The 14,397-nt window shown below is 41.0% G+C and carries 11 protein-coding genes; 4 read left to right on the top strand and 7 right to left on the bottom strand.

Annotated elements, in window-relative coordinates; translation table 11 throughout:
- The first annotated feature begins 212 nt into the window (after window positions 1–212).
- The 3 genes from AC1DCV_RS14730 to cls all read left to right on the top strand — a co-directional run bounded on the left by AC1DCV_RS14730 (window position 213) and on the right by cls (window position 4,930).
- Entirely contained in the window at window positions 213–2,360 is a 2,148-nt protein-coding gene (locus AC1DCV_RS14730) for an alpha-galactosidase (RefSeq protein WP_477023838.1), read from the top strand.
- A gap of 115 nt (window positions 2,361–2,475) precedes the next feature.
- Complete coding sequence (locus tag AC1DCV_RS14735; protein WP_477023839.1) at window positions 2,476–3,429, top strand: carotenoid biosynthesis protein; 954 nt, start codon at window positions 2,476–2,478, stop codon at window positions 3,427–3,429.
- Between the two features lie 22 nt (window positions 3,430–3,451).
- Entirely contained in the window at window positions 3,452–4,930 is a 1,479-nt protein-coding gene (gene cls, locus AC1DCV_RS14740; protein WP_477023840.1) for a cardiolipin synthase, read from the top strand.
- A gap of 5 nt (window positions 4,931–4,935) precedes the next feature.
- Here cls and AC1DCV_RS14745 read toward each other — a convergent pair whose 3' ends face one another.
- The 5 genes from AC1DCV_RS14745 to ybeY all read right to left on the bottom strand — a co-directional run bounded on the left by AC1DCV_RS14745 (window position 4,936) and on the right by ybeY (window position 10,938).
- Window positions 4,936–5,352, bottom strand: coding sequence for a hypothetical protein (locus tag AC1DCV_RS14745; protein ID WP_477023841.1), 417 nt, complete (start codon window positions 5,350–5,352; stop codon window positions 4,936–4,938).
- A 118-nt stretch (window positions 5,353–5,470) separates the two neighbouring features.
- On the bottom strand, window positions 5,471–6,832 hold the full coding sequence (locus AC1DCV_RS14750) for an outer membrane beta-barrel protein (protein ID WP_477023842.1): 1,362 nt from the start codon (window positions 6,830–6,832) through the stop codon (window positions 5,471–5,473).
- Complete coding sequence (locus AC1DCV_RS14755; RefSeq protein WP_477023843.1) at window positions 6,825–7,412, bottom strand: RNA polymerase sigma factor; 588 nt, start codon at window positions 7,410–7,412, stop codon at window positions 6,825–6,827. Before AC1DCV_RS14755 ends, AC1DCV_RS14750 begins: the two co-directional genes overlap by 8 nt.
- Before the next feature lie 362 nt (window positions 7,413–7,774).
- Entirely contained in the window at window positions 7,775–9,643 is a 1,869-nt protein-coding gene (gene mnmG, locus AC1DCV_RS14760) for a tRNA uridine-5-carboxymethylaminomethyl(34) synthesis enzyme MnmG (protein ID WP_477023844.1), read from the bottom strand.
- 869 nt (window positions 9,644–10,512) lie between these two features.
- On the bottom strand, window positions 10,513–10,938 hold the full coding sequence (ybeY, locus tag AC1DCV_RS14765; protein ID WP_477023845.1) for an rRNA maturation RNase YbeY: 426 nt from the start codon (window positions 10,936–10,938) through the stop codon (window positions 10,513–10,515).
- Window positions 10,939–11,101: 163 nt separating this feature from the next.
- Between ybeY and AC1DCV_RS14770 the strand changes: the two genes are divergently transcribed.
- A complete protein-coding gene (locus AC1DCV_RS14770; protein WP_477023846.1) occupies window positions 11,102–11,338 on the top strand; it encodes a FeoA family protein in 237 nt (78 codons plus the stop codon).
- Between the two features lie 151 nt (window positions 11,339–11,489).
- Here AC1DCV_RS14770 and AC1DCV_RS14775 read toward each other — a convergent pair whose 3' ends face one another.
- Both AC1DCV_RS14775 and nadA read right to left on the bottom strand, forming a co-directional pair.
- Complete coding sequence (locus AC1DCV_RS14775; RefSeq protein ID WP_477023847.1) at window positions 11,490–11,717, bottom strand: hypothetical protein; 228 nt, start codon at window positions 11,715–11,717, stop codon at window positions 11,490–11,492.
- A 1,623-nt stretch (window positions 11,718–13,340) separates the two neighbouring features.
- Window positions 13,341–14,297, bottom strand: coding sequence for a quinolinate synthase NadA (gene nadA / locus AC1DCV_RS14780; protein WP_477023848.1), 957 nt, complete (start codon window positions 14,295–14,297; stop codon window positions 13,341–13,343).
- Window positions 14,298–14,397: the final 100 nt, after the last annotated feature.

Here is a 14,397-nt window from a genome sequence, read left to right on the forward strand (position 1 = left end):
GCGTTGGTGCAGCTAAAAAAATGCCGCAACAGAAAGCATTGATAATCAATTTCGTCATTATCGTTTCATTGTCCGATAGCGTACAGCCGCTGTCCACTTCTGTACGACCTCTTTTTTGCATGAAAAGTACAAGGACCAGGTAAATTAGCATATGTATCCTTTCTTTTTATTTGTATTTTGTACACTTATTCCTCGTTAGTAAATGTTTAAACATGAAGAAACTACTGGCCATAGGCCTGGTATTGCTGACCCACTTGGCTTCGGCACAAAATATACACATCCGTATTAATACCCAACATGTTAGCCTGGTATATGGCGTTAACAGGGAAGGACGGTTGGTACAACAGTATTTAGGCAATACACTACAGCCTGCCTTTGCGGACACCACATTAAAAGGCAAACAGGAAGCCTATGTAACCGCTGGTATGGAAAGTCTGCTGGACCCCGCCATTCGTATAGTACACAATGATGGCAATCCCTCTCTGGAACTGAAATATGCTGCTCACGAATCAGCACCACAGAAAGAAAATAATGTCACCGCTACCACTATTACGCTGAAAGATCCCGTATACCCGGTAACCGTTATCCTTCATTTTGAGGCCTATTACAAAGAAGATATCATCAAAGCCTGGACAGAAATAAAACATGCAGAGAAAAAGCCGGTACAGGTAACCGCATATGCCTCTTCCATGCTGCATTTGAAAGCGGATAAATACTGGCTGACCCAGTTTCATGGCGATTGGGCAAAAGAAGTAGACATGCAGGAACAATACCTGACTACTGGTATGAAAATTCTTGACAGTAAATTAGGTACCCGCGCCAGCATGCTGCAATCTCCTATGTTTCTCCTCTCTCTTGATCATCCGGCAGAAGAAGAAAACGGCGAAGTACTGGCTGGTACACTCGCCTGGACAGGTAATTTCAAATTTGGCTTTGAGGTAGATGAACATAATGCGCTTCACGTTAACGCAGGAATTAATCCTTACGCCAGCGACTATACGCTGAAACCAGGTGAAACATTCACCACTCCGGCATTCATTTTCACTTTATCCGCAAAAGGAAAAGGACAAGCCAGCCGTAATTTTAATCGCTGGGCACTTGACTATGGCGTCCTGGATGGGCGTGGTCCGCGTCTTACCCTGCTAAATAACTGGGAGGCCACCGGCATGGACTTCAATGAACAACGCCTGACCAGCCTTTTTGGAGGCACCAAAAAATTAGGTGTAGATCTCTTTTTGTTAGATGATGGCTGGTTTGCCAATAAATTTCCCCGCAATGCCGACAATGCAGGTCTGGGTGATTGGGAGCCCAATACCACCAAACTCCCACACGGCCTGGGATACCTGGTACAGGAAGCCCAGAAACAAGGCGTTAAATTTGGTATCTGGCTGGAACCCGAAATGGTAAATCCAAAGAGTGAGCTGTATACCCAACATCCTGACTGGGTGTTGCGCCTCCCTAACCGCGCAGAAAATTATTTCCGTCATCAAATGGTGCTCGACCTCACCAACCCGGCAGTACAGGATTTCGTGTATGGGATAGTAGATAAAACAATGTCAGAAAATCCGGGAATTGCTTACATCAAGTGGGATTGCAACCGGATGCTCACTAACATCTGGTCTCCTTACCTGAAGGAAAAACAATCACACCTCTTCATAGAATATACAAGGAGTTTATATAAGGTGCTGGACAGGGTCAGGGCCAAATATCCTCACCTGCCCATCATGCTTTGCTCCGGCGGTGGCGGTCGTACTGATTACGGCGCCTTAAAATACTTTACCGAATTCTGGCCCAGCGATAACACAGATGGTCTGGAAAGAATTTATATCCAATACGGATACTCTCACTTCTTCCCATCTAATACAATGGCAGCACACGTAACCAACTGGGGCCATCAATCATTGAAATTCCGTACTGATGTAGCTATGATGGGTAAGCTGGGATATGATATAAAGGTGGATGACTTCACCGAAAAAGAATTACAATTTAGTCATGATGCTGTAGAAACGTATAGGCGTATCAGTGACATTGTATGGTATGGTAATCTTTATCGCCTGGTATCTCCATATAAAGAAAACAGGGCCGTGTTTCAATACACCAGTGAGGATCAGAAAAAAACAATTTTGTTTAACTACCTGATGAACGTCGCCAAGAATGATGTATTTGCAGCAGTAAAATTACAAGGCCTGGATCCTCAGAAAAATTATCGTATCCGTGAAATCAATTTGTATCCTGACACCCATACCTCCTTTCATTTTGATCAGCTATATAGCGGTGATTTCCTCATGAAAGAAGGCATTCAGCTGACAGGCAACGGCAGATCATTGAGCAGCAATATTCTTGAAATAACAGCTGAGTAATTTTTCAGAAAGTTAATGCCCTGTTTCTTTCGGAACAGGGCATTTCTTTTTGGGGAGTCGGGTTTAAAACAGAAGCTATTGATTCACTATCTTCAGTACATCAAAATACATGCGTATGCTTCCTTTTGCCAATATGCCTTACGGTAATGCGCCTGGTTATTGCTTTCCGGTAACAGAACTTTGTATGTATGCTTTGCTGCTTATATGCGGCTGGCATGCCTTTAAAAAAGGTACCGGACATATATCCTGGTTATTGGGGGCATTGGGCTTCGGCCTGCTGTTGGAATATGTAAACGTAGCCACCAATAGCGGCTATGTATATGGCCAGTTTTGGATAATGCTGGGAAAATCTCCCCGCAACATTCCTTTTTGTATTGGGTGCGGCTGGGCAGTGATTATATACTCTTCCAGGCTATTCACTGATAACTTCGCACTTCCTTTATGGGCTGCTGCTGCATTCGATAGTCTGCTGGCATTAAATATTGATCTGAGTATGGATGTAGTAGCCTATCGCCTCCACATGTGGCACTGGGATTGGGTAGGTAGAGGTTATCCCACAGAAACCCTTACAGGGCAATGGTTTGGCGTACCTTATGCAAATTTCTATGGCTGGCTGCTGGTCGTATTTTTCTATTCGTTGTTTGGCAGACTGCTGGAAAAAGTATCTGTTGCCGCTATATGGAAAGCCATACTCCCCCTGCTTTCTATCATCATTTCCCAGGTGGCGTTGTGGGTGGCGTTGTTCCCACTGGCTGACTTATTGAAACAACTTTTTGGTATCAGCAGCATGCATAGGCTGATCGCACTATTGGTATTACTTGTGGCGTTAGTCATCTCCGGATATATAAAAAAAGGAAAAACAGGTGTTCATTACTTTCCATTGGCAGCATGGATTGTTCCGTTATGGTTCCACGTGTATTTTCTGGCGTGGTTATTTCTGGGAGGCTTTGCCGGAGAAAACAACCGTATGACTACCTTTTCTATCTTCAATGTGGTATTGGGTATGCTCATACATCTACCGTTATTAATAAAAAAGAGACCCGTAACCATTTTAGTGGAAACGCGTTAATAGTATATCTTGCTTACAGTTTATGAAAACGCTTATCGGTTATCTTACAGGAACAGAGTGGCATCCTTATATTAAAATAGGTAGTAGCATTTTGCTAGTACTTATTTTCATTGGCCTCGTAGCCACAATTCTGCTTGAAAACCGCAACCCGGTTAAAGCCATTGCGTATATACTCCTGCTGGTATTTATTCCTGTTTTAGGGCTCATTGTTTATTATTATCTGGGCAGAGATCTGCGTAAAAAGAGGCGATTTACGCTAAAAGGCAGTAAAGATGAAGGGTTGTTTTCCCGATACTGGGAGTCGCAAAGAAGTGAAATAGAGCAAATGCAGCTGGAGTTGCGGCAACTGGCCGGCAATAAGCAGGAGCTTTCTGCCATGTTGCTGAATACACGGCAATCTGTTTTAAGTAAAAACAACCAGGTACAACTGCTGATCAATGGAGAAGAAAAATTTCCAGCTGTTTTTAGCGCCCTCCGTGCTGCCAAACACCATATACATATAGAGTATTACATGATTGCTGCAGATGACGTAGGCAATGAAGTCACCGAAATACTGATTGAAAAATTAAAGGTAGGTGTACAGGTACGTTTACTCTATKATGATATGGGCAGTGATCGTATTCATGCTATCCCGAAACGCCTGAAGGAGCATGGCGCCAGCGTATATCCCTTTTCGCCGGTGCTGGTAGATTTCTATCTGAACGCCAACTACCGGAATCACCGGAAAATAATTGTGATAGATGGCACCGTAGGTTTTGTAGGTGGCATCAACCTGGATGAGCGCTATATCAACAATGGCAAGCACCCCACCTTCTGGCGCGACACACATCTCAGGATTGAAGGTGATGCCGTAAACATCCTGCAGCTACAGTTTTTAATGAGCTACCGATATTGCAGTAAAGAGGTGTTTCCCTTTGCGGAACCTTATTTCGTAAGATCCGGATTAACGGGCACCTGCTTTACAGATATTGTTGCCAGCGGCCCGGATTCTGAGTGGCCCGTGGCCATGCAAACCATCCTGATGGCGATTAACATTGCCAAAAGAAGGATACGTATTACCAACCCCTACTTTATTCCCACAGAAGAACTGTTGACTGCCCTGCAAATGGCTTCACTGGCAGGTAAGGATGTACAACTGATATTACCGTTAAAGGGTGATTCTTACATTGTGCAGCATGCAGCACTTTCCTATCTTAAACCGTTGCTGGCAGCGGGCGTGAAAATATTTTTTTATACCCGTGGCTTTATTCACGCTAAAACGATGGTGGTAGATGATAACCTGGCCTGGGTGAGTTCTGTTAATTTCGATAACCGCAGCTTTTACCTGAACTGCGAAATAGGCGCACTCATCTACGATAAAGAAGTGGCAGGCAAGCTAAACCGGGCTTTTGAAGATGATCTTTTGTATGCTGTTCCGGTGCAGGAAACGCGATGGAACAAGCGTAATTTGCTCAAGCGGTTTATGGATGCCGTGTGCAGACTCCTCACACCGCTACTGTAAAGCCCCTAATCCTTCTCTTCGTCCAGGTCGAGGAACTCACCGTTATCTTCTTCAAGATCTTCGTGTCTGTCGCCTCCTATGCTGTAAATATTGTTTTCTTCGTCTTCCTCACCTATTGCTTCGTTCTCGTCATCGAGTTCTGCCCCTGGAACATCGAGGTCATCACCTACTTTATCTTCCCGCCAGGTTTCTTCCTGTTCATTCGATTTATCAGCGGGTTTTCTCTTTTCAGTGGGCAATTCACTGTTATGCCGGAAAGAACCAGTTACCGCATCCATGTCTACATCCACTTCTTTATCCCGGTTCCGTTTGCTCATGATATCTTCTCCGGCAGGATATTCAGGATAACCGGGAAATTCCTCTTCATCCTTTTTAACGGGTTTGTGATCACCCTTACCTGGTTTGCTATCTTTATTGCTCATAATCAGATCTTTTAGTGTGGACAATGCTGAAAATGCCGTGCCACATACAGTAGCAGGCATTGTATTATGATGGATAACAAGATAGTATAATGATTGTTTAACACCCACAGGATGCTTATCAGCGCTTTTTGCCCACCAGGTTTAGTTGAAAGGACACTCCGGCGGAGTATAGTTTCACCTGTCCCAATCCTACCCCATGCAGTGGAATTTTGGCGTAAGGTTGTACGCCAATGATTAAGCGCCTTCCTGCCGGATGCTGGTATAATGCGCCCACATTTAAAATAGCGAGGTAATGCTGATTTTGATTCTCAACCGTTTTCTCCCACTTGGGATAATATTTATAGATATACTGATATTGCTCTTTCAGCATAAAATAGTTCGACACTCCAAGCGTAGCACTTAACGTATTGTTATTTACCTGCAGAAAGGTATAGTTCATATTCACGGGTATGTCCAGCACATCACAATTGGCATTTACTTTCACCAGATCATAAGGCACTGAGCCGCTGGTCGGTGGTGTATAATCTTTATTGGTAGCTCCGTATAGTTTCTTACTGTACACGGCACCGGTGGTAACAAACCAGCGGCTGTTGAAATAGTAATTGGCCAACACGCCTACATTAAAACCCACTTTCCCATAATTCAGGGAAGGCGCCACATTCAGATCTGGTCCGAGCGTAACACCTATAGACAATCCTTTTGAATTGATTTTCCGTCGTGGCATTTTCTTATTCATATCCGGCTGAATGTCTTTATTTATAGGCATTTCAGCGATGTGTGATATTTTCGTATATCCGTTGAAGTTATTAACATTCTTTATTTTAATAGCGTTGATTTCATTTTGCTTAACAACGGTGACACTATCTATATTTATTTTTTTTCCAGCTGCAGTGCTGATATCCAGGTTATCATTTCCGTTTGCTGTTATATTTTTTTCCGGGAGATGATTACCTGGTTTGCTGATTGTTTTGTTGTTTGATTCGTTTTCAGAAGATACAGATGCGCCCGGCAGATGCTTTTTAGTTTTATTTATCGTTTCGTTATTAAGTTTGTTTTCGGGAGACGCAGATGCGCCCGGCAGATGCTTTTCCGATTGCTTTATTGCTTCGTTGTTTGATTTGTTTTCAGGAGATGTGGATATACCCGGCTGCTTCTCTGTTGGTTTGTTGGTTTCGTTATCTGGTGTAATTCCGTTTGATTCGGTTATGACTTTATCTTGGCTACTTCCGTTCAATACAGCAGTTTTTTGCGCAGAAATAGCAACACGTTCCACTTTCGTATCAGCAGTGGACGACTGAATAATCCACCATCCCATACCTCCAAGGAGAGGCAATAGGAAGAGCCACCACCAGCCTACCGGGCGCTTGTTCTTATCCCCGGCATCCAGCAGTGATTCCATTTTTGTCCAGGCATCCTGGTCAAAAGGAATATCAGCTTGATTCAGCTTGTTACGGATGCTATTTTCAAATGCGTCATTCATTTTTGTATAAGGGCATATTTACGTCCACTCCATCAGATGTACCCATGGATGCTTTCGTAATTCTTTCTTTCAGTATTTTTTTTGCTTTAAACAAATTTGATTTGGAAGTTCCTTCAGATATGCGCAGCATGGCAGCTATTTCCTGGTGCTGGTATCCTTCCATAATATACAGATTAAACACGGTTCTGTAAGCCGGCGGTAATAACTGTACATGTTTCAGCAGTTCTTCATAGGATAGCTTATCTATTATCTTCTCATCTGTTCCTGGCTCTGGTACCTGGTTAATATCATCTACAAATACCAGTTTCTTTTTACTTCTTAAAAAATCAATAGAAGTATTCACCATAATTTTAGCCAACCATGTTTTAAATGATCTGCTGGTATCAAATGATTGAATGTGTTGAAATATTTTAAGGAATCCGTCATTCATGATTTCAACTGCCTCTTCTCTGTTTTGTGCATATCTCAGACAAATGCTTAATCCGTACCCGAAAAAATTCCGGTATAACGCTTCCTGACTGCTGCGTTCTTTTCTGCAGCAACCGGCAATCAGATCATTAATATTATTCAGCTCCTGCACAAAAATATTCTTGTCTGCTTTTTGTATTAAATGCGTTTATTGATGTCTTTCTGAAATAATTGCTTGATTTTGGTTTTTAAAAAATCAAATCTGATGGTGGATACGATCAACGAAGAAAAAAGGTTGCTTTCGGTTTAAAAAAACATTTCCACTTCAAAAAACGCATTTTTAGCCCTTTTATTCAATTCAACCCTATTTTTAACACTTATATCCGGCTCTTTACAGATATACGAAATTTACGCACTTTCCGGAGGTCGATTTTTAGGCATTTTTTCATTTTTTTTGTCTTTTTTGACCTTCCAACATAAAAAAGCGGACAAACTGTAAAAACAATCTGTCCGCTTCAAAACGTTTATTTTTTTCTATCTGCCCATGTATACCATCAGAATTTGTACATCGCTTGGATTAACTCCGCTTATGCGACTTGCCTGACCTAAAGTATGCGGACGTATTTTATTAAATTTTTGCCTTGCTTCATTTGATAAGGAAACGAGTTTGGCGTAATCGAAGTTGGAAGGAATCACAAGGTCTTCCAGCTGACTCATTTTTTGCACCAGCTCATTTTCCTTTTCAATGTACACATCATACTTGATCTGAATTTCTGCTTGTTCCAGGGTATCCTTATTGAATCCGGCGAGTGCCTCTGCAATTCTGGGTACCTGGTCTTTTATGGAGAAAATATCCAGATTGGGACGTAACAATATCTGGTGCGCCTTCTGTTTTTGCGTTAATGGAGCAGAAGATCTGGCTTCCAATAATGCGCTTATTTCTTCCGGCTCTACTGACAATTCTTTCAGTATCCGCTTAATCTTTTCTACGCCGTCTTTCTTTTCCTGCACTTTTTCCATTCTTTCAGCAGAAGCCAATCCCATTTTAAAGCTTCTTTCTGTTAAACGCAGGTCCGCGTTATCCTGGCGAAGCAGTGTTCTGAACTCTGCTCTGGAGGTAAACATACGGTAAGGCTCTTCAGTTCCTTTATTAATCAGGTCATCTATCAGTACACCAATGTAAGCTTCACTTCTTTTCAATACAAATGGAGCTTCTTCTTTTGCTTTCAGATGGGCGTTGATACCAGCCATTAAACCCTGGCAGGCAGCTTCTTCATATCCGGTGGTACCATTTATCTGTCCTGCAAAAAACAGGTTCTGCACCTCTTTAGTTTCCAGGGAAAACTGAAGTTGTGTAGGTGGAAAGAAGTCATATTCTATAGCATATCCGGGTCTGAACATGCGGCAATTTTCAAACCCAGGCACAAGGCGCAGAGCTTTCATTTGTACATCTTCAGGTAAGGAGGTAGAGAACCCATTCACATAAATCTCTACAGTATCCCAGCCTTCCGGCTCCACAAACAGCTGGTGGCGTTCTCTTTCTGCAAAGCGATTGATCTTATCCTCTATACTTGGGCAGTAACGAGGACCAGTACCCTGAATACGTCCCTGGAACATCGGAGATCTGTCAAATCCGGTGCGGAGCATTTCATGTACGGCTTCGCTGGTATAAGTAATCCAGCAGCTTCTTTGCTGGGCGGGTTTAATTTTCTCTACATCCAGGTAAGAGAATCCAACGATTTCTTCATCTCCCTTCTGCTCTTCCATTTTGGAATAATCCAAACTACGTCCGTCAATACGGGGAGGTGTTCCTGTTTTTAAACGATCACTTTCAAATCCAAGTGATACTAATTGTTCAGTGATGCCGGTCGCCGCTTTTTCAGCTACCCTGCCTCCACCGAATTGCTTATCGCCAATATGTATTACTCCATTTAAAAAAGTACCATTGGTAAGTACTACCGCCTTTGCCTGGATCTCATGACCCAGTCCTGTAACAACACCATGGCAACGACCATCTTTCACCAAAAGGCCTTTTACCATATCCTGGTAGAAGTCGACGTTTGGCGTTTTCTCTAATGCTTCACGCCATTTTGCAGCGAATAGCATGCGGTCATTTTGCGTACGGGGACTCCACATGGCTGGGCCTTTTGAACGGTTCAGCATCCGGAACTGAATCATAGACTGATCCGTTACTATTCCAGAATACCCGCCCAAGGCATCAATTTCTCTTACAATTTGCCCTTTGGCAATACCTCCCATTGCGGGGTTACAGCTCATTTGAGCGATGGTTTGCATGTTCATGGTCACCAGTAAAACCTTGGAGCCCATATTAGCGGCAGCGGCAGCGGCTTCACAACCAGCATGTCCTGCGCCTACAACAATTATATCGTATGATGGAAACATAATAACTTTAGAAAGTGCAAAATTACGTAGAAGAAGGGAGATTGTTCTGAGAAAGTGGAATGTTCCACGTGGAACATTCCGGCTCCTCTTTTATTGCCTCAAACGAAGGTAGCTTTTGTAAAGCTAATCAGATGTTCCACGTGGAACATCTGCCTAATCTATAAAAATAATTCCTTCAAGAAAAAGACTATCTCCCAAGGAAATATTCCAGAGAGCCTATAGTGTGTCTATTATACTTCCTTCATAGAAGATAACAATGAGCTAAAATCTATCAAAGAGAAGTACATTTTATATCGAGGCTTTTTATAAGCCTAACTCTTCAAAAAAAATCAAAACCAACTGTGATTCGTGAACAGGAAGACCTATTTAGATAAAATATACCTGATTTCAAGAATACCATCTTCTTTGAAGAGCCAACAAATAAAAATGAATGGAGGTATAATACTTCCCCTTGAAGACCTCCAATCCATCGGAAGTCGATTCGACTAAATACTGATACATTTTCAAACGACCAGACAGATGTTCCACGTGGAACATCTCGCCATCTCCTGCAGCCACTTCATAAGGCACAATTCTCTCCTCAATTCCTATTACAATACAAGTCGTTTTTAAAAATAGAAAAATATCTGCGTTCACATTCGACTCTAAAAGTACAATCCCTCATTTAAAATGCGGCATTGCCTGAATTGGAAACCAATGTTTCACGTGGAACATCTGCAAACTCTAAAATAACCTCCTTCCGATCCAAGAATAAACATATCCCTCAGTCGCAAAAAACTACTGCCACATGTTCCACGTGGAACGTCCTAACATAAGAAATGTTCCTAACGGAACACTTCAACTATCTAATATTCTCTATCAAGAATAAGTCACTTCACAAAATATTTCTCCAGGTATTCATCCTCTTTACTCCTCATTAACGCTACATCCTTCTTACTCTTATCTTTAAATCCACATAAGTGTAACGCCCCATGAAAAATAACCCGATGTAATTCTTCGTTTACCGTTGTTTTAAACTTTTCAGCATTATCCAGGACCCTATCTATGCTGATGTAAATTTCCCCTTCCGCAATCTCCGGATCCTCTCCCATTTCAAAAGTTACGATATCGGTGTACGTATCGTGCTGTAGGAATTGCTTGTTAATCTCCAATAAGTAGGCATCTGAACAAAAAACAAAATGCAAACTTTTTAAACCTTGTCCTTCAGCTGAAAAAAGGCCAGCCAGGAATAACTTCAACTTCCGCTTCTCCTTTAAATAATCTTTTACCTCGTGCGATGTAAATTGAACTGCCATTTATACTAAAAAAATTAAGTGGATGTAAAAGTAAAATGAAATTTTGGATTGGGGCGACCTTTCTTTTTGCATATTGACTGTACAAGGGTAACTTTGCTTATCATTCATGAATGAGCATCCCAATTGTCCCGGAACAAAGTTTAAACAGATTAATAATCAGGATATGAAAAAGGGCGTTATAAAGTTATCTTCCCTAACAACGGGAAAAAGTGCAGTAATTATAGAATTCGCAAAAAATGATCTTCATATTAAACTGATGGAAATGGGTTGCGTACCAGGTGAAACAGTTAAGATCGAAAAAATTGCCCCGCTCGGAGACCCTATTTCAATTATGGTAGCGGGATATAATTTATCGCTTAGAAAAACTGAAGCGGATCATATTTGGGTAGAGGAAATTTAGTTTTCCTCTACTTTCTTTCCTTATTCTACAATGAAAATTCTTTTTCCATACTAAAAACAAAAAAAATTTTAAAAAACTGCTCTTTTTTTTAAAATAATACTATTATCAGCGCTCTTATCTACATCTAAAAGTCAAAAAAATAAAAAATTTATTATTTCAGAGCTTCTCTCCTCCTCTTTTTTCGCAAGCAAAACAAAAAAATCTCATTCCATTTTTCCACATCCTCTCTTCCTTTTGCCCTTTTTATCTCAAAAAAGCTCAAAAATTTCGGTGCTTTTTCCACATTTACTGGCTTTACACGGAATTCAGTCAGTAAAAACCCTTCTCGACCAACTTTTTCCACATAAAAAGGGCAGCAAATCTGAATTTTGTTCCACATCTCATTAAATCAAAATTGAGGAGTCTCACAATACGATAAAATCTTTCAACACTCTTTTTCCAACACAAAAATTAAATTTTCCATCCTCAGCAGCCTCATTTTCTCTAATTTCCCATTATTTTATCCACATACTACTTCGCTTTCTATCACCTCAAACCCAAACCAGCATAATTTTTAATTTTTCTGTAGGCTCTACAAGACTAAATCCCCAAAACATTCCCCAGTCTGCCAAAAAATATCAGGCCTTGGCGCTCATATTATATCCTGAGAATTTTCTATTTATTTATGCCTTCGGCACATCCACCAAAATTCCAAATAAGCAAATCTCAGCCGTTTAACGGTGGCTTGAGAATCGATTCGCCCCCCCTTTCTCGGACAAGTCATTTGTCTCCACCAAAATATCAAAACCTCAGCGCACTCTCCACCGTCTGAGGTTCCCATTAAAATCCTTCACCTTGCCAACCCCTGAAATAATTCAAAATATTTAGACCTCAGCAAATTCCTTTTGCGCTGAGATTCGACCCAAAACCCCCTTATCAGTATAAGTATTAAACCGATACAGAATATTAAAATCTCAGCACACTCCCTACCCGCTGAGATTTCAACCAATAATCGTCATCAGAGATTAGTGTAAAAAGTCTTTAAAAAGAGGAATCTCAGCGCACTCCTAGTGTGCTGAGATTCCGTCATAATTTTCTATTTGACAATGGCTACAAAACCAATTATAAATATTCGATTCTCAGCAGACTTGTAAGGCCATGAGCTTTAAACAGACTTATCTTTTTTCGATTAGTCTCAAAAAATAAAATCCATAAGATTCTCAGCGCCTTGGTAATACGCTGAGAATCTTATGGATTTTATGCATTACGGCATACCCCAATGCCCATTCCATTCTCAGCACACTACAAGCGCTTTGAGAATTGAATGGGATATAAAATCACGGGGTACCCCAATGATTTGACAAAATATTGGATTCTCATAGCACTTTTTTAAATCAATTGCTGCTACTATGCGAATCCATTATTTAACGCAAAATAACCTGGTGAAGAAGTATATAGCCAACTGCGCACAAACTGGAAATGAAGCTTAATTGCCGAAAAATTAAAACAAGTGGAAAAATTAAATGGGCTGAGAATCCGCCATACTACTCACTATCGGCATAACCCAAGGGAAACAAAAAATATGGAAATCTCAGCAGCTAAAAAAAATATTCCCTCACAAGCTCCTGGAATAAAATTCTTCACATCTGCTCATCAAAAAAAAAAATATCAAAACCTCACAGGACTATCAGCGCTCTGAGATTTTGATATTCAAGAAATTCCCTCACTTACCCAATGAAAGAAATTTTTTTTTAATTCTCAGCGCGCTAAAAATTATTTTCAATTCGTTTTTAACATAAAACGCAAGTCCCTAAAGTTTCTAGATATTGATTTTAAAGGAATTGATACAGACGCGGCCGAAATATACAATTCTCAATGGCCTCGTAACACGCTGAGAATTAATCGATTCGTATGTAAATACGAAGGCCTTGAGAATATTAAATTCTCAAGGCCTTGCGCATAATTATTATTTATTATTACTATTAAATAGTATTCGAATTTATTTGAAAATCAAATAGTTATATTAAAGTCCTGCTTGTGCACTTATTTCTAACATGCGTTCAATTGGCTTTTTTGCGGCTATTCTAAGACTATCTTCCATTGTAATTTCCGGTTGTTCGTATTCCATGCACAGGTACAATTTTTCCAGCGTGTTCAATTTCATGTGTGGGCAGTCATTACAAGCGCAAGCATTATTGGGTGGAGCTGGAATAAAAGTTTTACCAGGATTATCCTTCTGCATCTGATGAAGTATTCCGGTTTCTGTAACTACGATGTATTCCTGTGCATCGTCCCGATGGCTGAATTTTAGTAATCCCGTTGTAGACCCAATGTAATCGGCGATGGCCAATACAGCTGGTTCGCATTCCGGATGCGCTATCACCTTCGCTTTCGGATGACGAATCTTCAATTTTGTGATCTTCTCCAGGGAAAAAATCTCGTGTACCATGCATGCTCCGTTCCAAAGAACCATGTCTCTACCCGTTTTTTTGATCAGATAGGCCCCTAAATTCCTGTCAGGTGCAAAGATGATCGGCTGATTGTGAGGAACGCTTTCGATGATTTTCTCGGCATTGGAGCTCGTGCAAATGATATCGCTGAGTGCTTTGATACCCGCAGAGCAGTTGATGTAAGAAATTACGATATGGTCCGGATAACGGTCCCGGAACTTCTTAAACAGCTCTGGAGGCGCACTATCGGCGAGTGAACACCCTGCTTTCAGGTCCGGTAAGAGTACTTTCTTCTGCGGACTCAGAATTTTTGCCGTTTCCGCCATAAAATGTACTCCGGCAAAAACAATCACATCTGCATCCGTTTTGGCAGCCTGCTGACTAAGGCCCAAACTATCTCCGATGTAATCCGCAATATCCTGGATATCTGGTTCCTGGTAATAGTGAGCTAGTACGATAGCGTTTTTTTTCTTTTTCAGATTTTCTATCGCTTCAAACAAATCCAGGGAGGGATCGACTGATATATCCAAAAATCCGTTGTGTTGCAAATTTTTTTTCGCTTCAGCGATTTCCATAATCATAGCTATATACTTCTTTAAATATTTAAAAGAAAAAGCCCACTACTATTAG

Source organism: Chitinophaga sp. 10T418 (assembly GCF_056394125.1).